This window comes from Streptomyces fodineus, from assembly GCF_001735805.1.
GTDB lineage: Bacteria > Actinomycetota > Actinomycetes > Streptomycetales > Streptomycetaceae > Streptomyces > Streptomyces fodineus.
This window is the reverse complement of the sequence record NZ_CP017248.1, coordinates 6,508,599-6,528,691: the sequence shown is the minus strand read 5'-3', so window position 1 is coordinate 6,528,691 and position 20,093 is coordinate 6,508,599. Positions and strand designations below refer to the sequence as shown.

Annotated in this window: 19 protein-coding genes and 3 pseudogenes; 8 read left to right on the top strand and 14 right to left on the bottom strand. The window is 66.8% G+C overall.

The window, feature by feature from the left end:
* Nucleotides 1-249: 249 nt before the first annotated feature.
* The gene (locus BFF78_RS27970) at nt 250-1,002 is read right to left on the bottom strand and encodes a glycosyltransferase family 2 protein (RefSeq protein WP_069780931.1); all 753 of its coding nucleotides are present in this window, start codon (nt 1,000-1,002) and stop codon (nt 250-252) included.
* A complete protein-coding gene (locus BFF78_RS27965; protein ID WP_069780930.1) occupies nt 999-1,187 on the bottom strand; it encodes a hypothetical protein in 189 nt (62 codons plus the stop codon). The genes BFF78_RS27970 and BFF78_RS27965 overlap by 4 nt, the downstream gene beginning before the upstream one ends.
* Before the next feature lie 393 nt (nt 1,188-1,580).
* On the opposite strand from BFF78_RS27965, the gene BFF78_RS27960 reads away from it, so the two are divergent.
* Nucleotides 1,581-2,270: an HAD family hydrolase gene (locus tag BFF78_RS27960; RefSeq protein ID WP_069780929.1), complete on the top strand. Its 690-nt coding sequence runs from the start codon at nt 1,581-1,583 to the stop codon at nt 2,268-2,270.
* 281 nt (nt 2,271-2,551) lie between these two features.
* Nucleotides 2,552-2,848 carry a GYD domain-containing protein gene (locus BFF78_RS27955; RefSeq protein ID WP_069780928.1) on the top strand — a complete coding sequence of 99 codons (297 nt, stop codon included), beginning with the start codon at nt 2,552-2,554 and terminating at the stop codon, nt 2,846-2,848.
* A 540-nt stretch (nt 2,849-3,388) separates the two neighbouring features.
* On the opposite strand, the gene BFF78_RS27950 is transcribed toward BFF78_RS27955, so the two are convergent.
* From BFF78_RS27950 to BFF78_RS27935, 3 genes are all read right to left on the bottom strand, one after another.
* Nucleotides 3,389-4,072: an alpha/beta fold hydrolase gene (locus BFF78_RS27950; protein ID WP_069780927.1), complete on the bottom strand. Its 684-nt coding sequence runs from the start codon at nt 4,070-4,072 to the stop codon at nt 3,389-3,391.
* 340 nt (nt 4,073-4,412) lie between these two features.
* Nucleotides 4,413-4,601, bottom strand: coding sequence for a hypothetical protein (locus BFF78_RS27945; RefSeq protein ID WP_069780926.1), 189 nt, complete (start codon nt 4,599-4,601; stop codon nt 4,413-4,415).
* A gap of 312 nt (nt 4,602-4,913) precedes the next feature.
* Complete coding sequence (locus BFF78_RS27935; protein WP_159033075.1) at nt 4,914-5,297, bottom strand: hypothetical protein; 384 nt, start codon at nt 5,295-5,297, stop codon at nt 4,914-4,916.
* Between the two features lie 345 nt (nt 5,298-5,642).
* On the opposite strand from BFF78_RS27935, the pseudogene BFF78_RS48445 reads away from it, so the two are divergent.
* A pseudogene (locus BFF78_RS48445) lies at nt 5,643-5,812 on the top strand (ISAs1 family transposase); the annotation flags it as partial.
* A gap of 193 nt (nt 5,813-6,005) precedes the next feature.
* Here BFF78_RS48445 and BFF78_RS49790 read toward each other — a convergent pair.
* A pseudogene (locus tag BFF78_RS49790) lies at nt 6,006-6,443 on the bottom strand (replication initiator); the annotation flags it as partial.
* On the opposite strand from BFF78_RS49790, the gene BFF78_RS27930 reads away from it, so the two are divergent.
* The gene (locus BFF78_RS27930) at nt 6,431-6,775 is read left to right on the top strand and encodes a hypothetical protein (protein WP_069783854.1); all 345 of its coding nucleotides are present in this window, start codon (nt 6,431-6,433) and stop codon (nt 6,773-6,775) included. The pseudogene BFF78_RS49790 and the gene BFF78_RS27930 overlap by 13 nt on opposite strands.
* Nucleotides 6,776-7,286: 511 nt before the next feature.
* Here the strand turns inward: BFF78_RS27930 and BFF78_RS27925 are convergent.
* The 4 genes from BFF78_RS27925 to BFF78_RS27905 form a co-directional block, all read right to left on the bottom strand.
* Nucleotides 7,287-7,652, bottom strand: a complete 366-nt coding sequence (locus BFF78_RS27925) for a hypothetical protein (protein WP_159033074.1) — start codon at nt 7,650-7,652, stop codon at nt 7,287-7,289.
* 341 nt (nt 7,653-7,993) lie between these two features.
* Nucleotides 7,994-8,857, bottom strand: coding sequence for a lamin tail domain-containing protein (locus tag BFF78_RS27920; protein WP_069780922.1), 864 nt, complete (start codon nt 8,855-8,857; stop codon nt 7,994-7,996).
* Nucleotides 8,858-8,877: 20 nt separating this feature from the next.
* Nucleotides 8,878-9,423 (bottom strand): hypothetical protein, encoded by a 546-nt coding sequence (locus BFF78_RS27915; protein WP_069780921.1) that lies wholly within the window; start codon nt 9,421-9,423, stop codon nt 8,878-8,880.
* A gap of 1,079 nt (nt 9,424-10,502) precedes the next feature.
* Nucleotides 10,503-11,027, bottom strand: coding sequence for a hypothetical protein (locus tag BFF78_RS27905; protein WP_069780919.1), 525 nt, complete (start codon nt 11,025-11,027; stop codon nt 10,503-10,505).
* 1,015 nt (nt 11,028-12,042) lie between these two features.
* On the opposite strand from BFF78_RS27905, the gene BFF78_RS27900 reads away from it, so the two are divergent.
* The 3 genes from BFF78_RS27900 (at nt 12,043) to BFF78_RS46390 (ending at nt 14,757) form a co-directional block, all read left to right on the top strand.
* Nucleotides 12,043-13,563, top strand: coding sequence for a helix-turn-helix domain-containing protein (locus BFF78_RS27900; RefSeq protein ID WP_069780918.1), 1,521 nt, complete (start codon nt 12,043-12,045; stop codon nt 13,561-13,563).
* Nucleotides 13,564-13,778: 215 nt separating this feature from the next.
* Nucleotides 13,779-14,132, top strand: coding sequence for a hypothetical protein (locus BFF78_RS27895; protein ID WP_069780917.1), 354 nt, complete (start codon nt 13,779-13,781; stop codon nt 14,130-14,132).
* 466 nt (nt 14,133-14,598) lie between these two features.
* A complete protein-coding gene (locus BFF78_RS46390) occupies nt 14,599-14,757 on the top strand; it encodes a hypothetical protein (RefSeq protein WP_159033073.1) in 159 nt (52 codons plus the stop codon).
* A 139-nt stretch (nt 14,758-14,896) separates the two neighbouring features.
* Here the strand turns inward: BFF78_RS46390 and BFF78_RS27890 are convergent, their stop codons facing one another.
* The 3 genes and pseudogenes from BFF78_RS27890 to BFF78_RS27880 form a co-directional block, all read right to left on the bottom strand.
* Nucleotides 14,897-15,400 (bottom strand): hypothetical protein, encoded by a 504-nt coding sequence (locus tag BFF78_RS27890; RefSeq protein ID WP_069780916.1) that lies wholly within the window; start codon nt 15,398-15,400, stop codon nt 14,897-14,899.
* A gap of 88 nt (nt 15,401-15,488) precedes the next feature.
* A pseudogene (locus BFF78_RS27885) lies at nt 15,489-15,653 on the bottom strand (GntR family transcriptional regulator); the annotation flags it as partial.
* A gap of 99 nt (nt 15,654-15,752) precedes the next feature.
* A complete protein-coding gene (locus BFF78_RS27880) occupies nt 15,753-16,547 on the bottom strand; it encodes an SDR family NAD(P)-dependent oxidoreductase (protein ID WP_069780914.1) in 795 nt (264 codons plus the stop codon).
* 390 nt (nt 16,548-16,937) lie between these two features.
* Between BFF78_RS27880 and BFF78_RS27875 the strand changes: the two genes are divergently transcribed.
* Entirely contained in the window at nt 16,938-17,429 is a 492-nt protein-coding gene (locus BFF78_RS27875; protein WP_069780913.1) for a hypothetical protein, read from the top strand.
* Between the two features lie 651 nt (nt 17,430-18,080).
* On the opposite strand, the gene BFF78_RS27870 is transcribed toward BFF78_RS27875, so the two are convergent.
* Nucleotides 18,081-20,042 (bottom strand): TIGR03960 family B12-binding radical SAM protein, encoded by a 1,962-nt coding sequence (locus BFF78_RS27870; RefSeq protein ID WP_069780912.1) that lies wholly within the window; start codon nt 20,040-20,042, stop codon nt 18,081-18,083.
* Nucleotides 20,043-20,093: the final 51 nt, after the last annotated feature.

Genomic DNA, 20,093 nt, shown 5'->3' with positions numbered 1-20,093 from the left:
CGGCTGGTGCAGCGATTGGGGAGGGCGGGGCATGGACGGTCCGGTGTTGTCCGCATCTCCGCCTCTGGTATTCACCACGGCCGACGCTCGCCTCCGCTCACCGCTGGGGTACCCGCTGGGCTGCATGTGATCGGATGTGGACCTGCAGCGATCTACATCCGATCGAGTCCATCCTAATAAGAATTATTTGCGCGATTTAATCACCTCTTGATGACTTTTCATACCTAATCGACTATATGTGACCTCAGCTCACCTTCCGTGCGTGTCAGCCCACGCTCGGATTGCCTCCGCGTGTTCACGGATCAGGGACATCCGGGCCTCCCATTCCTCTCCGCTCCGATGGTGAGGGTGGGCGGTGATCTGGCCGTCGTGCTTGCGGTAGGCAAGTCCGGTGTCGCCGATGAACCATCCGTCCGCCAGGGCGTCCAGACCGAGGAGGAGGCCGGTGTCGCCCGAGGCGGGCAGTGCCATCCAGCCGCCCAGCAGTGCCAGCAGGGAGCGCCTCACGCACAGCGTGGCGGGGTGGACCTGCGGACGGCGGTGCTCGGTCCAGAAGGCGAACGCGCTTCCCTTGGGGAGCCGGCCCGGTTGCGGGTCGCTGAATTCGAAGGAGACGGTGCTGCCGTCCTCGAGGAGATCGACGACCCGCGACGTGGTCCAGCCGACCGAGGCGTGTTCCTCCAGCACGGCGATGTCACGCGCGAGAGTGCCGGGTGTGAGCTGGTCGTCGGAGTCCAGCGTCTTCAGGTAGGCACCCCTGGAGCGCGCGAATGCCATGGTGCGGGCCACGTGCGGGCCGCCGGCGCGGGACGACGAAATCCGGATCCGTGGATCGTCGGCCGGCAGGTACGACTGCGCGCGGACGTCGCTGCCGTCTTCCTGTACGCACCACTCCCATGACCATCCGGCGGGAAGGTCCTGGCAGAGCAGAGAGGCGTAGGCGTCCGGAAGGAAACGGACAGCACCGCTGTGTACTGGGGTAACGATGGAGACGACGTTCACGAGGTCTCTTCCTGGTTCGCGGAGCGCTGTGCGGGGGACCGGTGCCGGCCGATGGCCCGCAGCGCCTCCAGCCCGGACAGGAGAACCTCGTCCGGGGCACCGCGCCCGGCCGCGTCCCGGTCCATGGGCGGGAACGCCGGCTGCTCGGCACCGGTACGGCGGATGACGCCGGGTTCATCGAGCATCCAGCCGCGGGAGACAGCTTCGCACAGCAGCAGACTCTCCTGCGCGGCCCGGTAGATCAGCGGTCGTCGAAGTGCAGCGGCCCGGGCTCCCTGGGTTCGGAAGTACGGACGCAAGTTCGGGACAGCCGGTCAAGTTGGCTTTTCCCACGCAAAGGCCCTCTTCGGTTACTCCGAGCGAGTCACCTCGGCCGGCTGCCGAGAAGGAGCCCACGCACCGCGACCGCGCCGAGTACGACGTTCCGACGGCGCCGCCGGCAGTCACAGCGGCAGGCCGAACAGTTCGCCGGCCTCCCTCGTCGCCCTGGTTCGCTCCGGCGCCAAGTTCAAGAACGGCGTCCTGGTCGAGCGCGAGGAGGTCGCCGCAGCGTGAACAGCAGAGCCTAGGCTGCGGGGATGATCAAGCCCATTGAACTCGTCATATTCGACTGCGACGGCGTGCTGGTCGACAGCGAGCGCATCGCCGCTCGTGTCCAGGTCGCCCTCGGAGCCGAGCTGGGTTGGCCGCTGACCGAGGACGAGGTCGTGGACCGGTTCATCGGGCGCTCGCACGCCGCCATCCACGAGCAGGTCGCCGCTCAACTCGGCCCGGACACGGCCGCGATCTGGTCGGAGAGGTTCGAGCACCTCCACCGGGAGGCCGTGGACGCAGGGCTTGCCCCGGTGGACGGCTTGCCGGAAGCACTCGACGCGCTCACTCTGCCGACATGCGTCGCCTCCAGCGGCTCCCACGACAAGATGCGGCACACCCTGGACCGCACCGGGCTCTACGAACGCTTCGCAGGCCGCATCTACAGTTCCACCGAAGTCTCCCGCGGCAAGCCCGCGCCCGACCTGTTCCTGCACGCTGCCCAGCAGATGGGCGTCGATCCCGAAGCGTGCGTGGTCGTCGAGGACAGCCAGCCCGGCGTCCACGCTGCCCGCGCCGCCGGCATGCGGGCCTTCGGCTACGCAGGAGGACTCACCCCGGCCGAACGCCTCGAAGGCCGCGACACCGTCGTCTTCTACGACATGCGCGAGCTGCCGACTCTCATCGCCGAGCGGCAGCTACCTCTCCACCAGACACTGCCCAGCCACAAGATTTGACAATTGCTCTTCGAAGACCAGGACCATGTCTTCCACACACTCTTCGACGACTTCTGCGACGCCGACGACTCCGACTGTTGTCGTCGACTGGCACGACGGCCGCACAGAGATGCTCATGCACGGCTTCATCCGGCGTCGTCGATGTCAGGCGTAAATGTCAGCCTGCCGCTCGATGCCTGCGGTTGCTCCCGTTGCTCGTTCGGGTGCGTACCTCGTGCACGTTCCAGCCCAGCTGTCCAGGCTTGACCTCAGGATGTGTCTTCTCGTGAAGGTGAAAGAACATGCCGACGTACGTCACCTTGCTGAGCTGGACCGATCAAGGGGTCCGAAACTACAAGGACACCGCGAAGCGCGCCGAGACCTTCGGTTCAGCGGTACAGAAGCTCGGGGCGAAGCTCCTGAGTATCTACTGGACCGTCGGTCCATACGACCTCGTGGCCATCGTCGAGGCGCCTGACGACGAAACTGCCACCGCAGCAATCCTGCAGCTCGGTGGGGTGGGCAACGTCCGTTCCACGACTCTGCGGGCCTTCGGCCGAGAGGAGATGGAACGCATCATCGCCAAGGCGGCCGGCTGACGACCACCGCATAGTGCTGCAGTCGGACACTCAGCCGGGCCAGCGGCTGACCGCCTTGCGCCGGCGGTCAACTCGACCCGGTGGGCGAAGCCATCCAGGCGAAGGCGTCTGCTGTTCGGGCAGCCGGCGATCCGATCCGCCAAGAATCGGTGATGTCGGTCCAGCCGTCGAGGTAGGCGCTGCGCCGTCTTCGGAGATGACTTTGCCGTCCTCGTGATCGGGGCCCTCGCTTAAACGGCTAACACAATGAGCCGAGCTGTCGGTGGGTGATGAGACAGCAGGCGAGTTTGAGGAACGCTTCGCGGATGTCGGCCGGTACCTCCTGCGGCCGATGATCGCATCTGGCGGCCTTGCCCTGGAATTCAAAGAGTCCGGTTGTGGCACTCTGCTGAGCTGGCAGTCTGCTGACCTGCGGTAGCGCGTCGCTCCGGCCGTGAGTCCCCGGAAGTTCCCGCCCGATCGGGGCACGCGACGGGCACGCCGTGCCCGCAGCGACCTCGACGCCGTCGCGGCGGCACGGCGTGCCCCGCGGTCTCGGCCCTACTCCAGGGTCTTCGCAGCGTTGCGGATGACCTCGAGGACAGCGTTGGGCTGGGAGAGCATCGGGACGTGGCTGCTGTCGAGGCTGACGGTCGTGGCCTTCATCCGTTCGGCGGAAGCGCGCTCCCGGTCCGGGTTCACCGTGCGGTCCTGGGTGCCCACGATGTACCAGCTCGGCTTCGCTCGCCAGGCATTGCCGGGTACCTGCTGGTCGAAGAGGTCCGCGATCGGTGGGTTAGCGGTCGCCAGCACGAGCTTTTGTTCCTCCAGCGGCAGGTCGCCGCAGAAGTCGCCGATGCCCGACTCCTTGAGGTAGATACGGTTGTCGGTGACCTCAAGGTGGTCGAAAACCGGCGAGCTGGGAAACGCGGCCAGGTGCTGCTGCGAGGTCTCGTCGTCGTCCGGGGCAAGCGCGCAGATGTACACCAGGGCGCCCACCCGGTCGTGCACGCCCGCCTTGGTGATCAGCGTGCCGCCGTAGGAGTGGCCCACGAGCACGACCGGGCCGGGCACGTGGTTGATCGCGCGGGTTACGCAGTCGACGTCGCCTGCGAGCGAGTCAAGCCCATGCTGCGACGCGAAGACCTCGCGACCCTCGGCCTGGAGTGCGGGGATGAGCTTTGCGAAGCACGAGCCATCGGCCCACAAGCCGTGGGCCAGCACGATGCTGGCTTTTCCGGCCATGAGTGCCTCCTTTGTCGCGACGTCGCTACCTGTAGCGGAGATCCACTTCGTTTGATCCTCTTTGTTCAACCCTAGGTGGGAACTACCGGTGCCGCTCGCCCGACACGAGGTCCAGGTCTTCCTCCGCCTACTGATCCCGAAGGACGTACGCAAGCGGCTCGTGATACGAGAGGACGACTTCGCGGAAGCCTTCTGACAAGGCCGAACCGACGCACGTAAAGAGCCGCCTTCCCGAGGTGTACGGGGAAGCGGCTCTTCGTGTCAGTCGCAGGGTGGCGTCGTTCTCGTGATCGGTCCGGTTGCTCCGTGATGCCTAGGGTGTCCCGATGAAGTGATTCTGTTAGCCGATGCCCAGGGCCGCGAAAGGGCTGCTGAGGTCGCGGCCGTGATGCCGGATGGCTGCGGCAATGTTGGTCCATCCGTCCAGGCGGAGGGTGCCGGTGGCGAGGTTGCGCAGGCCGGCCATGGCCCGTGGTGCGGTGCCGATGCGGATGCGGGAAGCGTCCTCGTCGGAGGTCACGTCGCGCACGTGGCGCTCTTGGGCAATCGGGGTGCCGGATGAGGCTCTGCGGGAGCGGATTCCCGGGGTCCCCCCTGACGAGGTCGAGCGCTGGAAGACCATGCGCACGGATACCGCGGGCGCGATCCTCGGCGGGAACGTGGCGGACCTTTTCGGCCCTAAGCCGGACCTGAAACAGGGCGATCCGCCGGACGATATGCAGGTGCAGCCTACTGCGTATTCTAGCGAAGCGAGAAAGCCCCGACCGTAAGTCAGGGCTTTCCCGGCATCATGCGTGCCTTCTCCTACTGAGACGGTTGCCCCTGTGAGCAGGTGCAGTCCCTAGAGAATAGCGACGGTGAAACCGGCGACGTCGGCGATATCGCCCCTCGCGTTGAAGGTGTATAGCGCAATGCTCTGCGCGTCGTTACCGCAAAGCGCATGGGGAGGCTTTCGGTACGTAACGCCGCCTGCCCAGTTCGGCGTTGCCAAGACGGTGGCCTTTGCGACGTCAATTCCCGCATCGACCTTTACGCAGTACTCCCCTGCCCTCACCCTCCAGCTCGACACTACGTTTTTGGCCTCCGCCAACTCCCCGTTCGAGTGCACGACGGCGGAGGCTTGCGTGTAGGGGGAGTTCACCGGGGTGGGAGCCGCCTGTGCCGACGGGGCGAGGGTCGCCGTCAGGGCGATGGCGGGCAGAAGAGCGGCAAGGGTGCGTCGCATCACAGGCCTTTCAGCTTATGCACCAGTAAGGCGCGTTGAACGGTAAGGCAGGTAGTACCCACGTCCACGCGGCGAATATGCGGGCAGTTCGTGATCGCCTTCGGTTTCAATCGAGTGAGTGACGGTAAATCGGGCCAGCCGCGGAACTACTGATCAGAGCCTGAAGCCGTACAGCAAACGGGCCGAATCGTTCATCCTTAGAGTCCCGTAAGGTTCCCATGGCCAATTCTCGATCCCTGGCGCAAGCCCGGTACACGGAAGTGCAGAGCATCGCGCGCGGCGTGGTGGAAGCCGCGCCAGGGCACCGCCGTTCAGGTTGGACGTCTGAATTCGTGATCACGTGAGCGCGCCACCAACGCCGAACTCGCCGCCTTCCAGCTTCCATACGACCTGATCACGGGTGACTACCGTGTGCCCAGCGAGAAGACTCTCCGGGCCGGGTGCTGGGACTGCTCGATCCGGCCCGCCTGAGCACCGCCGCCTTCGCCTACCTGCGGCCCCTGCTGCCCGAGCCCGGACAGGCCAGCAGGGCCGCCCGCCCCGCCGATCACCGTGAAACAGGAAAACCCGCCGAGATTCCCGATGTTCACGTTCGGTCGGAGCGGTCATCGGCACCACTCCCCCTCTTGCTTCCTTTCCAGGCCGAGCCGTCGAGAGTCGGCGAGATCTTCGGTAACGCCGGCCGCGATGAGTGCTGCGCCGGGGGTGTGGCCGGAGCCGATGTAGCGCCAGTCCCGTTCGGTGATTGCGTCGGGTATGTCGGGTTCGGGTGTGTTCGCTCACGGGTGCCGACTCGATGTCGACCCAAGTGGAGAGCGGGTGGTCAGTGCCGGCGCCTGTGTCGCTCGCGCCTTTGGTGACGTACTTGGCGACGTATGCGGCTACGGCGTCATCGTCGGGGCCGTCACCGTCGGTCCGTAAGGGCCGTGCGTCGGTCTGGGCGCCCCAGCGTAGGTTCAACTCGCCCACGGCGGGGCTGTCGCGGGCCCAAGCCTCCACGGCGACCAACACGCTTTCCAAGTCTGTTGGTGCCTTGCTGGGCGGAGTGCAGGGCGGTGGCTGTCGGTCATGGTCGGTTGCTGGAGTTGCTGTACGCCGCTGCTGTACAGCAGGATCCTGGCGGGGGTGACGGCATGGAGCGTGCACTGCTCGAACGACTACTGGCGGGCAAGGACGGCGCGTCCGTGGCCGCGCTGGCTGCACTCCGCCACGGCGGTTCTCATGTTGTCCGGGACGGGGCTACGTCCCCTGAGTCGCTCTCTCACATCTATGGGCGTCGGCTGCGGCACACCCGCCGGAAGGGCATCGAGACTATGAACCTCGAGCGCACCGTAGAACGCCTCGGCCGGCATCAGCACCCGGTGCGTCTGGGGCAGATCCGGGCCGCCGATGGCTCTTGGGCGTTCATGCTGTTTCTCACCGAGGACGGCAGCGGACTGATCGCCTGCACCGGTGTGCAGCAAGCACATGATGGCTGACGGGCAGGACCACCAGCTTGGGAAGCTGCGATCATTCGCGGCCGAGCTGAGCGATGAACTGGGCAAACGGCGGTTTGGCGGCACCGTCGGACCTGGCCGGCTTCGCCGTGGTCCCCGCTGTTCCCCGCTCGATCTGGTGCGCTTATGGTGCAGTTCTCTGGGTGCGTGCCGCCGTGGTGAGACATCCGTGCTGGCTTGCCCGAGACGAAGGAGACCTAGGCCATAGGCGCGTCCGTGACCCCCGAAACGACTTCAGCCGGGCAACGCCGCGTTCGCCCCATTGCCAGGGTGTGCGCATCTTCGTGCCAGTCAATCGCCGAGCTATTGCAGCTTCACCGCGCCCGCGCGACTCGGCCATGGCCGCCGGCTCTGAAATCGGCCCCGCCACAATGGGCAGGCCCTGGGGACGCGAGGCTGGCGCCCTCGTCGAGCTGACGAGGGCGCCGCGTCGGGGTGGCGACGCTCTACGACAGCCCCGCCGAGTCAGACGTGTGAGGGCTGTCGTGCGGGGTCACTTGAGGGGTTCCAGCTCCGCGATGACCAGCGCTTCGACCTGTCCCTTGAACTGCCAGGCGGGGTCGGCTGTTGCCAGCCCCTTCCTTGGCCGCAGATTGGCCTTGAGCACGACCTGCCCCGAGTCGTGGCCGTTTCCCTCGAAGCGCAGGTTGACCTCCTGGCCGCCGATCTCGAAGTCTTCCACGGCTCCGTTGTACAGAACCTCGAACTTGAACGATCGGAGCGCCACATCCACGACACGGTTGTCCTTTTCGTCCAGGCGAATCTTGTGCCTGAACTCGACCGGCTCCTTCGTTTCGAACGCTTCCGAACACGAAGTCTGTGGCACGTTGAACTTGATTACTTTGAATGCGACTGCCATGCGGTGTACCTCCTGTGCGAGCGGCGGGAACACCGCTCGATCGAAGAACTCCAATGCGAGGTGGGTCCTCCACTGAAGTATGGGCAGATCCGATCCGAGTCATCCTGGGTTTGAGCCGGAGGCTCTCATCGCCCGAACGCCACTCGATTCGGATCCTTTCGCGCAATGTGGGTCGATGGACGAATTCGCGCCCATGGAACTGCAAGCAAGAATTCGTTGACCGGACGAAAGCGCGACGCGGGAGACCGTCACATGAGAGGCATGTTCCTCCATCGGGTCGATCACCTGCCCGGCGGGCCCTGATTCGGACTCGCCGGAAACCGGGGACCGGCACGGCTCTGCTACGGCGTGTCGGTCTTGTTGAAGCCCTTGTCGCGGTACGGGAACTGGTCCACGACGAAGTCGCCGCGGCGCAGGCGGGCGATGCCGCCCTCGTCACGCCAGACCTGCTGAGCGGAGCCGAAGGAGAATCCACCGAACTCCGGATGGGTCTCGTTGGTGTAGACGCGGTAGCGTCCGCCGGGCTGGATGACCGTCCCGGAAGGGAAGGAGAAGGAGCGCCCGGTGGTCTTGCACTCCACGACCCAGCCCGTCAGATCCTGCGGTGCGCCGCCCTTGTTGCGGATCTCCACGTACTCGTCGGGCTGGCTCGGGCCGGTCCCCAGGTAGTGCAGGTCGGAGATGATCACGTCGGGCTCGTCGGAGGAGAACACGCACAGCACCTCGGCGAAGTTGACCGCGCCCTCGGGGCTGCGGAACTGCCGGAAGATACGGCCGTTGCGCCTGAACCCGCTCAGTATCGCTTTGTACTGCTTTCCGGCGATCGTGACGGGCCGGGGGTGGACGAAGCTCTGGAGGTCGACCAGGTCGTCGTCGGCGGGACTGCTGCCCGTGTCGTTGGGTGTCTCGTTGTGATGGAACGTGAAGTGCAGGTCGGTCGTGCTGCCGTCCTCGAACACGACGCTGGCGGTGAGATTGACGTCGAACTCGTCAGGCTCGACGTACACGGGGAAGTTGCGGTGCACGAATGTGCCGACGACGAACTCGGTGCCGTCGAGCTGGACGTCGGCGGCGGAGCCGCGGAACTGGTATCCGCTCCGGCTGTCGCTGGTGCCCCATCTGATGTCCGCGGTCCCCGCTCCGGTGACCTTGGAGGGGTCCAGGGTGGTGGACGGGAAGACGCCGGACGTGACGACGGTGGTCATGGTGTGTGACTCCTGCTCTCTCAGTCCTCGTCCGTGATGACCTCGGCCTTGAGCTTGGCCTTGGGCGCGCTGCCGATCTGGGCGATGCCGTCGGTGTGACGGCCGGCCTCGGCCCCGTCGACGGCTTCGAGACCGCAGGTGTAGACGAGCACGTCCTTGTCCGCGTCGTCGGTGTTCAGGTGCACGTGGTAGGTGCAGGTCAACGTGCGCTTGTCCTTGCTGAGCCCGGGCCGGACGCGCGGCAAATCTCCGCCGGTGGTCTCGTTGATGCGCTTGTACTGGGCGCCGACAGTGCCGTTCCACCGGAATCCGGTGGGGGCGATGAAGACGTGTTCCTGTTCGCCGGCGTCAACAGTCTCGGTCCAGTTCGGCGTACGAACACAGACGTTGATGGTGGTACCGAAGCCGCCGGGAGCGTCCTCGACTCCGCCCTCCTGCCACACCACGAGGTTCAGTTTCTGGGCCTTGGCGTGCTCGGCATACGGGTGACCGGCCAGTGCATCGGCGCGTCCCCGTTCCTCTCCCCGTTTGTAAGCCTTCTTAGCGGACTCCACATCAGTGCTCATCTTCGGGTCCTCCAGGTGTCCGAGACTGCCCGGGATGGAAACGCTGGACGCCGGGGCGGCTCAGGCCGGAGCGTCGTGCAGGCAGGCGCCCTGCACGGAATCCGCCAGCCGCGTACATACATAGCCTCTGCTGCCGTGGCGGTATGCCGTCATTCCCCCGTTTGGAATGCCGGATCGATTCGGCATCGCTTGTTCGAGTGGATTCGCAGCGCACGGGAGCGTAGGAAAGTCAGGCGCGGAGGTTCCGAGCCGTTGATTCCCATGGAGTTGCCCGGCGCCTCCCCGTGCGGGTGGAGTGTGCGGCGCACCGATCCCGCCGGGGTGGCCCAGCCGGTATGCAGACGTTCCGGTGAGGATCTGTTGCGGGCGACGGCACGGCCGGGTTGCCCGGAGACGAGGGGTCGGCAAAGGAAGCTCGGTGGGCCTTCACCTCGGGCGGGGCCGTGGGGCAAGGGACCGTCTTCGTCGCCGATCACGCCAACCACCGGGTCCGCCGGATCGACGCCTCAGGCGTGCTGACGACAGTCACCGGGGATGGGCTGCGCGGCTTCCGGGGGCGGCACGGACGCGGCGCGTGCCCGCCCGTGGGTCGGTGGAGCGGCTTTGGGCTGGAGCTGCTTTGGCGCGAGTGATCATGGCCCCGTAAGCTTCCGGCGCGTCGGGCAGTCTGTGGACCTGCCCGGTAAAGCACGACGTTGGGGCCATGATCTTCGAGGCTCGCGCCAAAGTGGCTGCCTAAAGCCGTGGAGCCGACCGCCCCAGCCGCGATGTGTTCTGACCTCGGCTGGGCCGTCTCACTCTTACTCCGGCCTGGTCTTCGACCCCTTGTGGTCGGCGCCGCCGCGCTGTGCGCGGCACCTCCGATCTGTGATCGGACTGCTTGCAGTTCAGGGGGCCGGGAGCAACGGCGAGCGAAGCGAGCCCTTGATCGCCAGGATGCCGCCCACGCCGGCAAGGATGGTGAAGGCGTTTGATGTGAATTTTTTGTCCCTTACATACCAGTAGGTTACTTGCCGGATGGGTATGGTCTCGTTCGTCGTGAGGTTGACCATGACAGACCGGGCGGAGCGGCTCCGCTGTCAGCGGTTGCTCGTGGTGCCGATGTCGACGATGTGGTTGTACCGCTCCACCAGCACGAAAAGCTTGATCTTCTGCGCCGTCTCCCCGCTGCCGAAGGTCAGGGTGACGATGACCTCATGGCCGTTACCCGCGGCGCCGTTGTCGGTCACCGTCCACTTCCGCGGGACGTTTTGGGCACGCAGGACACCGTCCGCCCCGTTCTTCTTCTCCCAGGCCGCCAGTCGCTTGGCGAAGTCGGGCGTCAGGTAGTGCTTGCGGAGCACCGTTTCCAGCGTGGCGTCCGGGTCCGTGTAGTCTCCGATCGCGTCGATGTACGCGCCGTAGAAGTCGGCGACCCGGGTCACCACTTGGCCGCTCGTGCCGCTGACCGACTGCGATGCGGCGGCGGACGACTTTGCGGGGGCATGGACGGATGCCTGTGCCGACACCTGTGTCGACACACCGAGTCCGACAGCCAGGACGAGGCCGGCGGCGACGGCCGCGCGGCGGCCCGGACGGCGGTGTGCGGGGGACTTCCTGTTCATGTGCATCTTCCTTTTCTGGTCCATATGTGGTTGCTCACGGCCCGGTGTCTTCGTGCCGGGGCCGTCGTGTGGCTATCGCCTTTTCGGGTCGGCGAGCGCTGCCCCGGAGTCATGAACATCTGCTGCTGCGCGGACCCATTCCCCTCCTCCCTGCCGCGGCTCGGGGGGCGATCGACGACACCAAGTCCTGCTGAATCGCGCCGAATGACCCTGTCAGCGGTCGATTGGCCGCCCTCCGCACCCCCGTGGCGGAGGGCGGCCTCGGTCATGCGGTCAGCGGAGCTTGTCCACGGCCCGTGACGGCCGTCTTCTTGAAGGCCTTCACCGGCGCATGCCGGAAGTCGCCAGAGGGGTGCCAAAGACGCCCCAGGAGGTCACCGTGTGCAGGCCGTAGCCGTGCCCGCTGTCCTCGACAGGCAGCATGCCGTAGTCCTTCAGCGTGGCCTCGGTGTCCGGACCGGCCTTCTCGATGCGTGCGCACAGGACTTGATGTCGTTGCTCAGCCGCGAGAAGCGCCCCTTCGCCACAGCCGTCCTGGACAACTGCACGCTGACCTGACGGACGGTGCTCCTGTCGAGTTCGGTACGGAGCTCCCGGTACCAGGTCCGGGCCGTCGCCGCCCAACGCCATGCGCAGACAGCGGTCCCGTTCCACCGCCTCCGGTACGCAGGCGGTGACCTTGCCGACCGTTCAGGACGAGCTTGGATACGACGGGAGATGGGCCGCCGTGAGGAAGCCGACGCCTTGGCCGCGACGTTTGCCAGTGCGGCGAGCGTCGTGCCGAGGGCGAGCCCGTGACGGCGAGTGCGAGGAGCGGGCCTGCTCGGGTGCGCTGAGGCATGGGTGTCCCCCGTGGATGAGTGGATGAGTGTCATTTGTCGCCCGCCGCCGACTGGTCGGTCCGGTCCTGGTCGGTGCGACACCAAGAGCATCAGCCGTCACGACGGCTCCGCGCAACGCCTGACGCCCGCCCGGCGAGGGTGGAACCATCCCAGCCCATCTGACGTGCAGGTATATGGACCGCCTGAGATACGGGGACACGTGGGAGGTTGGGGGAGCGGTGTCGACCGAGGACGACGTCGAGCAGTTCGCGGCGCTGCTGCGCCGGCTGAAGGACCGCACGGACCGGAGCTACGGCTCCCTGGCCCGCCGTCTCGGCATGAACACCTCCACGCTGCACCGCTACTGCGCGGGCGAGACGGTCCCGCAGGACTACGCCCCGGTGGAGCGGTTGGCTGCCTTCTGCGGAGCAACACCGGAGGAACGCCTCGATCTGCACCGCCTGTGGCTGCTCGCGGTGACGGCACGACAGCGGCCGAGGGCGGGTGAGGAGGCAGCGGATCCGACAAAGACCGAAGGGGCACTGAAGCCGACAGGGGACGAGCGGGCTTCGGGTCCGGACAGCCGGACGGCGGGGCGTGCGGGTGGCAGCACGCGCAGTGTGGGTGGCGGTGCCGACGGCATCGGTGGTGACGGGGGCGGCACGAGCGGTTCACCACCGCGACTCGATGCCGGCGCCCCCGACGCCGCACTGGCTGCTCCCGATGTTCCTGAACCGGGCAGTCGCGAGTCGACGGCCCAGTGCGATGCGGTCCGCTCAACTGGACGGCCCTGGTACCGCCGTCGCCGTACCGTCGTCGGCACGGCCACGGCGACCGTACTGCTGGTGACGCTGGGCAGTATGTCGGCGCTGTCGGCCGACCGGTCTCACGACAACTCCGCCAAGGCCCCCGGTCAGTCCCGTACGACAGGAACCGATACCTCACACCACCCCTCGGCCGCTGCGGCCGGCCCCTCCCGCAGCCGTTCTTCGGCCTCGCCCTCCACGGGAGTACGGGCTTCAGGGAGCCCCGAGTCGAAGGGCGGATCGTCGGCAGAGACGAAGAGCGACGCCCCCGTGTCAACTGGTGTGCCGCTTGCGTGGACCGCCGACTCGCAGATCTGGGACGGCGGTTGCGGGCACGACTACGTCATCGGGAAGGAGCCGGCCCAGGTGCCCCCGCCGCCGGTAGAGCAGGACGCCGGAGTGTGGGCAGCGACGCAGCAGGCGGTACCTGGGCGGCAGACGATGGTGCAGATCTCGGTGCAGGGGAAGTCGTCCACGGCCGTGGTCCTCGCGGCCCTCCGGGTACGTATCGTCAGCCGCGGCACCCCGGTCACCGGCAACGCGTACGCCATGGGCCAGGGCTGCGGCAGTGATCTACCGCCCCGCAACTTCTCCGTGAACCTGGACGTCGACCGCCCGATCGCCCACGCGCGCCCCGGCAACGACAGCGGAAAGCCCGTCCCCGCGGTGCAGTTCCCCTACCGCGTCTCCGCCGAGGACCCGGAAGTGCTGCAGGTCACCGCGACGACCGAGGCCTACGACTGCAACTGGTACCTGGAACTGGACTGGTCATCCCAGGGCCGCACCGGCACGGTCCGCATCGACGACCACGGCCACCCGTTCCGCACCAGCAGCATCAAGGGCCTGCCCCACTACTGGTACGGCACGAACGACCACGGTGTGCGTCAGTGGGTACCCACCGACTCTTGAGGGAACGCGGGAGCTGCTCGGGCCACTTTCGCGATGTGACCGTTCCCCGAAACCCAGGCCCATGCTGCTGGAGGGGTCGGTTGCTGCCGCTTCGGCCAGAAACGCCCGCTGCGTTCCACTCAGGTTCGGTGTCGGCTCCGGCATGACACCTGTCGTATGCAATACCGGATGCAGACCACTGGGGCTCGCGGGCCGACGTCCGTACGGTACTTCCCATGGCGAAGAGCAACGGGGAGAACCCACGGAAGACCGACATCAAGGTGAGCCTGATCGGCGGTCATCGCCTGGCAGGAGCCACCCTCCACGAGAGGACCGTCACCACTTCCCTCATCGGTGGTGCCGACGTCGATCTGACGGACATCGACATCCCGGACGGCACCGAGCTGCGCATCACCAAGTTGAGCCTGATCGGCGGCGTCAGCCTCAAGGTCCGCCGCGATGTCCGGGTGGAGGTCCACGGGCTGCGCCTGGGCGGAGTGAAGGACGATGGCCCGAGTGAGCCGGGTGGCCCGACGGTCCGGATCGACGCCTGGGGCCTGGTTGGCGGCGTCAGCGTCACCCGCGCCTAGCCAAAGTTCAAATAAGCCACCAACCTCCCACAGGCAGACGACAGATGATGGATCGGCAGACGAGACGCAGATACCGCTGGCGTCGTGGCCAGTGGACACGGTGCGTGACCGTTGCCCGCGCCGTATCTTCACTGCATGCCGGACAGGTGCACGCTTTCCGAGTCTGTTGGTAGGGGGAAGGGACGCGGCCGTGGCCGTGCACCTGCGTTCATGGGCGAACGAGGGCCGGGCTGGTCGCTGGCGATGGACCCGTCTGTACGGCGGTGAACGTAGCTGAATGAGACGGAAACTGAGACGGCCTGGCACGGGGCCAGACCGTCTCTACCTGGCGCGACCTTCTGATCCGTAGTTCTAGCCGGATTGGTCGGTGACGGCCATTCATCCCGCGAAGCAGCATGCCGGGGTCTTTGCACGCCGACTTCGGCGCATGCGGCTGCACGGAGTCGAACCTCTTGGGCTGGAACGAATGGTGCAGCTCCTCCGCGAGCATGGCCGGCTGGTGCGCGGAGGGCTGATCGATTCTGCCGATCAGAAATGGACCTTCCTGATCTACTTCACCGAATACGGCAGCGCACTGGTGGCCTGCGCTCGTTTCGAGCGGCGGGTCGAGCGATCACCGCTCTAGGAGTTCGATCTACGCCCGCCCCGGGTGCCGCCGTCGGCTGACGGTCTCTAAGGGGTGCTGCTGTATGCCGTCGTCCGGCTTCGTTGATGTCAGCCGCGGATGTCAGAAGTCGCGCTGTGAGCAGTGGCTGAGACCCGCTCTAGTCCCCGCAGAACTTCTTCTCCGCCGCGGCCGCGCCGTCCCTGAACCCTTCCCGGAAGTTCGCGTTGACCGTGACGCTCTGCAGCGGCCGCACGTCGCAGTCGCTCTTCATGGCCGCGTAACCCGCCTTGTAGCCTGCCGCGTACTGCTCCTGGGCGCTCTGGCGTCCCCCTTGCTCGGCCGTGCCGCACCTGACCTCGGGGCCGCCGACCTGCCGGGCAGTGATGGTGCCGCGGGCATGAGTGATCGTCGCGGAGAAGTTTCCGCCGGCGTCCGTCCGCTCGGTGCCCTGGGCCCCGTGCGCGGACTCGATGAAAACGGCCTTGTTCGGCTCGAAGTCCTCGCCGATGACCTCCAGGTTCGCCCGACCGTCGGCCCGCGAGACACCACAGGTGGGCGACGCCGCCGCAGCTGGCGAGGTGGCAAGTTCCACCGCCCCCGCTGTCAACGACGACACCACCAGGGGGACCAGCGCCGCCAGGCGTACGCGTCGACCGTTCATGGGAAGGCTCCTACGTGGCTCGTCACCTTTCAGCCCCTGCCCTCCAGCGTCTCTCCGACGGCAAGAGGTGTCAAAAGGGGGACAAACCCTAGCGATTGATCCGGATCTCGTACACGATCTCGCAGTGGGCGGCGGGCACCACGATGCCCGCCGTCTCCACGGGCCGCCCCTGGTCGCTGTAGTACGTCCGTCGGATGTGCGTGCCGAGCGCGGCCTTCTGGATGCCGGGTATTGACGCCTCCTCGGCAGTCGCCGCGTCTGCTCGAATACCTGTAGGACCAGTTCGCGGCGCCATCTTTCGATCCCTACCGCCCGGTGCTCAGCAACCGGCTGTGCAGGCAGGGGCAAGAGATCACAATGTCTTGACCTGGCCGCCATCGATGGTGAACTCGGCTCCTGTGATGTTGCCGGCGAGCGGGGAGGCGAGGAAGAGAGCCAGATCGGCGACTTCGTGAGCTTCGGTGACTCGTCCTGTGGAGATGCCCATGCTCTGCGGCACGACTGCATCGATGGCTTCCTGCGCGGTGGTGCCGGCCTGGGCTGCCGTGGCATCGGCGAAGCCGCCCGGCGCGGTCCAGAAGGGAGTGCGAACCGGCCCCGGGGCGATCGCGTTGACCCGGACGCCTCGCGGTGCGAACTCCTCGGACAGCGACTTGGTCAGGCTGCTCAGCCCGGCCTTGGCCGCGGAGTAGTCCACGACCATGGGAAAGGGTAGACGCGCGTTGATGGAGCTGATGTTGATGATGGAACCCCCGTCCACGACCAGCAGGTGAGGAAGCGCAGCGCGGCTGGCCCGGACCGCGCTGAACAGGGTCATCTCGAAGATTCGTTGCCACTCGGCGTCGTCGATGTCCAGGAAGCTCGGACGGGGCGTCGCGGTACCCAAACTGTTGACCAGGACGTCGACCCTGCCGTACTGGTCCACCGCGTGTCGGACGAGTGCGCCCGGTCCGTCTGCGGTGGACAAGTCGACCGGGACTGCGGTGACGCCGTACTTCTCGTGGAGCCCTTTGAGCTCGGGAGTAATGCTCCGGCTGCCGACGGTGACGTGTGCGCTTTCACGGGCGAACGCATCGGCGATGGCGAGGCCGATGCCCTTGCTCGCTCCGGTGACGACGGCGACCTTGTCCTTGAGCTGGAGGTCCATGGCGGTCCTTTTCCGGGTTGGTCACCCCCTATATCGAGGGTAGGCAGAACCGGCGCCGCCGGCTCAGGCGGGCAGCCGGTCCCAGCCTCGTGTCAAGCTGCGGAGATCAGTCACCGGCTCGCGAAGCACGAGGTTGAAGATCGCGTAACTTGATGGGGGCTGACGTGCCGAGATGCTGACCTGTGCGGTCGCTGTGGCTCCCCGTTGTTCCCCGTCCGGAACTACTGGATCGGGCACGTGGAGGGCATGCGTGCCTTTGTGCCGGGGTCGTAGCCTTGGGCTGCCACTCCCGCCGGAGCCATGGCACGCACTACGCACACTGTGTGGTGAACCATCGAGTTTGCACATGCCTCGGGCGTGAAGACAGGCCTGGCTTGTTGTACTGGTGCCGTGGACGCAGCCCTAGCCACTTTGCTGGTCGGTATCGCCGGTGTCGGCGGAACCGTGACGTCGGGCTACCTGGCCCAACGCGCGGCCCAACGGGCGCTGCGCTTGGAACACGAGCGGCAGCGCCATGAAAACCTTCGCGACTGCTACATCGCGATCAATAGCCGAGCACGCAGTTGCCGTTACGCGCTGGCCGACTACGTCCAGGCCATGGCGACCAACACCTTGACAGACGAGATCCGCCAGAGGGCCGCCACTGCGATCAACGCCCATCACACGCAGTACGACGAAGCGCAGATGGTGGTCACGGACAGCGTCCTTGCCGAGGCACGTAGCGTGAACGACAAGATCGGTGTTCTCTATGGGGTGCTGCGACGCATTGATTGCGGCGACCCCCGGGAAGACGACACCATCGAGCAGGTCAAACGTCTGCTGAAAGAGCTGTGGCCCCCCTGCAATCCATGCGGGAGGCCATGCGCTTCGACCTTGGCGTGAGCGAGCCCCACTAAGCAACCACTGCGGGCCCGTACTCCCGTCCTTCGAGCTGCGCCTTCACCGCCAGCCTCATCCACTACCCACCTCAGCCCCTGGCATCCGCCCGACGGACCCGCGGTCGGCAACGGCGCCCCCTCCATCCCGGTGCCGGCCGATCCCCCGCCGGAGGCATCGCCTTGACTCTGGCCGCGCTATGCGGTGCTCGACTCATGAGGCCGTAGTTCGCTGCGGCCCCAGGGGGCCGGCCCGTGCGCCGAAGGCGTGTGGGGGCCGGGCCCCAGGGGCCAGCCCGCGCTTTGCGCGGGCACTTGACGAGGTAGAGCAAGTTGTAACTCAGCCTGTGTTTAGACGGCTTGACAGCACCAACCCACGGACCCACACGCCGCCGCATACCAACGAGCCCCCTCCCCAGTCAGGAAAGGGGGCTCAGGGGCCACACAGCCCCGCACAAGCCTGGACCAGACCTCAGACCCACTCCACCTCAGAGACGATGTGTGGGGAACGTCCAGGGCTCGGCGGCGGCGTCCGAGAGGGCGTCGGCGACGCCGACAGGCGAGGGACCGAAGCGCCGACCGCAGCCAGCGCAGCCGCCACCTCCTCCTCGCTCACCCCGCCAGCGCCTCCATCACCGGATCGAGTGCCCCGCTCACCTCAGTGCGAGTGACCGCTCGAAGCCGGCGTCGGACCCGTGTTCTTGACCGTCAGCGGCAGCAACTTCTTGCCGGTCGGGCCGATTTGGATGGTCGTGTCCATCTGGGGGCACACCCCGCAGTCGAAGCACGGGGTCCAGCGGCAGTCCTCGACCTCTGTTTCGTCGAGGGCGTCCTGCCAGTCCTCCCAGAGCCAGTCCTTGTCCAGGCCGGAGTCGAGGTGGTCCCAGGGGAGGACCTCCTCGTAGGTGCGCTCGCGCGTGGTGTACCAGTCGACGTCGACGCCGTAGGGGGCGAGGGCCTTGTCGGCGCAGCTCATCCAGCGGTCGTAGGAGAAGTGCTCGCGCCAGCCGTCGAAGCGGCCGCCGTCGTCGTAGACCGCGCGGATGACGGCGCCGATGCGGCGGTCGCCCCGCGACAGGAGGCCTTCGACTATGCCCGGCTTGCCGTCGTGGTAGCGGAAGCCGATCGAGCGGCCGTACTTCTTGTCGCCGCGGATCTTGTCGCGGAGCTTGGCCAGGCGGGCGTCCGTCTCCTCCGCCGAGAGCTGCGGGGCCCACTGGAAGGGGGTGTGGGGCTTGGGGACGAAGCCGCCGATCGAGACCGTGCAGCGGATGTCGTTGGAGCCCGAGACCTCGCGGCCCTTCTGGATGACGTGGGTCGCCATGTCGGCGATCTGGAGGACGTCGTCGTCGGTCTCCGTCGGCAGGCCGCACATGAAGTACAGCTTCACCTGGCGCCAGCCGTTGCCGTAGGCCGTGGCGACCGTACGGATCAGGTCGTCCTCCGAGACCATCTTGTTGATGACCTTGCGGATGCGCTCCGAGCCGCCCTCCGGGGCGAAGGTCAGGCCCGAGCGGCGGCCGTTGCGTGTCAGCTCGTTCGCCAGGTCGATGTTGAAGGCGTCCACTCGGGTGGAGGGGAGGGACAGGCCGATCTTGTCGTCCTCGTACCGGTCCGCCAGGCCCTTGGCGATGTCGCCGATCTCCGAGTGGTCGGCGGAGGAGAGGGAGAGGAGGCCCACCTCCTCGAAGCCCGTGGCCTTGAGGCCCTTGTCGACCATCTCGCCGATGCCCGTGATCGAGCGCTCGCGCACCGGGCGGGTGATCATGCCGGCCTGGCAGAAGCGGCAGCCGCGCGTGCAGCCGCGGAAGATCTCCACCGACATGCGCTCGTGGACCGTCTCGGCCAGGGGGACCAGCGGCTGCTTGGGGTACGGCCACTCGTCCAGGTCCATGACCGTGTGCTTCGACACACGCCAGGGGACACCGCTCTTGTTCGGGACCACGCGGGCGATACGGCCGTCGGGGAGGTATTCGACGTCGTAGAACGCGGGGATGTACACCCCGCCCGTCTTCGCGAGACGGAACAGGACCTCCTCGCGCCCGCCGGGGCGGCCCTCGGCCTTCCACTCGCGGATGATCCGGGTCATGTCCAGCACAGCCTGCTCGCCGTCGCCGATGACCGCCGCGTCGATGAAGTCGGCGACCGGCTCCGGGTTGAAGGCGGCATGGCCGCCGGCCAGGACGATCGGGTCGTCGATCGTGCGGTCCCTGGACTCCAGGGGGATGCCTGCCAGGTCCAGGGCCGTCAGCATGTTGGTGTAGCCCAGCTCCGTGGAGAAGCTCAGCCCGAACACGTCGAAGGCGCGGACCGGCCGGTGGCTGTCGACCGTGAACTGCGGGACGCCGTGTTCGCGCATCAGCGCCTCGAGGTCCGGCCACACGCTGTAGGTGCGCTCGGCGAGGACGCGCTCCCGCTCGTTGAGGACCTCGTAGAGGATCTGGACGCCTTGGTTGGGCAGGCCGACCTCGTACGCGTCCGGGTACATGAGTGCCCAGCGGACGTCGCACTCGTCCCAGTTCTTGACGGTGGAGTTGAGCTCTCCGCCGACGTACTGGATCGGCTTCTGCACGTGGGGAAGCAGAGCTTCGAGCTGCGGGAAAACCGACTCGACAGGCATCTCGCGAACCTTCATGAGCTGACAGGGGTGACCATCAAGCGTAACCCGGCC

What these genes read in the sequence shown, in the direction of transcription:
- BFF78_RS27955 (WP_069780928.1), top strand. Translation starts at nt 2,552, where the DNA reads ATGCCGACGTACGTCACCTTGCTGAGCTGGACCGATCAAGGGGTCCGA.
- BFF78_RS27950 (WP_069780927.1), bottom strand. Translation starts at nt 4,072, where the DNA reads ATGGCCGGAAAAGCCAGCATCGTGCTGGCCCACGGCTTGTGGGCCGAT.
- BFF78_RS27890 (WP_069780916.1), bottom strand. Translation starts at nt 15,400, where the DNA reads ATGAACGGTCGACGCGTACGCCTGGCGGCGCTGGTCCCCCTGGTGGTG.
- BFF78_RS46390 (WP_159033073.1), top strand. Translation starts at nt 14,599, where the DNA reads ATGGTGCAGCTCCTCCGCGAGCATGGCCGGCTGGTGCGCGGAGGGCTG.
- BFF78_RS27900 (WP_069780918.1), top strand. Translation starts at nt 12,043, where the DNA reads ATGGACCGCCTGAGATACGGGGACACGTGGGAGGTTGGGGGAGCGGTG.
- BFF78_RS27880 (WP_069780914.1), bottom strand. Translation starts at nt 16,547, where the DNA reads ATGGACCTCCAGCTCAAGGACAAGGTCGCCGTCGTCACCGGAGCGAGC.
- BFF78_RS27965 (WP_069780930.1), bottom strand. Translation starts at nt 1,187, where the DNA reads ATGCTCGATGAACCCGGCGTCATCCGCCGTACCGGTGCCGAGCAGCCG.
- BFF78_RS27895 (WP_069780917.1), top strand. Translation starts at nt 13,779, where the DNA reads ATGGCGAAGAGCAACGGGGAGAACCCACGGAAGACCGACATCAAGGTG.
- BFF78_RS27920 (WP_069780922.1), bottom strand. Translation starts at nt 8,857, where the DNA reads ATGACCACCGTCGTCACGTCCGGCGTCTTCCCGTCCACCACCCTGGAC.
- BFF78_RS27915 (WP_069780921.1), bottom strand. Translation starts at nt 9,423, where the DNA reads ATGAGCACTGATGTGGAGTCCGCTAAGAAGGCTTACAAACGGGGAGAG.
- BFF78_RS27960 (WP_069780929.1), top strand. Translation starts at nt 1,581, where the DNA reads ATGATCAAGCCCATTGAACTCGTCATATTCGACTGCGACGGCGTGCTG.
- BFF78_RS27925 (WP_159033074.1), bottom strand. Translation starts at nt 7,652, where the DNA reads ATGGCAGTCGCATTCAAAGTAATCAAGTTCAACGTGCCACAGACTTCG.
- BFF78_RS27935 (WP_159033075.1), bottom strand. Translation starts at nt 5,297, where the DNA reads ATGCGACGCACCCTTGCCGCTCTTCTGCCCGCCATCGCCCTGACGGCG.
- BFF78_RS27870 (WP_069780912.1), bottom strand. Translation starts at nt 20,042, where the DNA reads ATGCCTGTCGAGTCGGTTTTCCCGCAGCTCGAAGCTCTGCTTCCCCAC.
- BFF78_RS27930 (WP_069783854.1), top strand. Translation starts at nt 6,431, where the DNA reads ATGGAGCGTGCACTGCTCGAACGACTACTGGCGGGCAAGGACGGCGCG.
- BFF78_RS27905 (WP_069780919.1), bottom strand. Translation starts at nt 11,027, where the DNA reads ATGAACAGGAAGTCCCCCGCACACCGCCGTCCGGGCCGCCGCGCGGCC.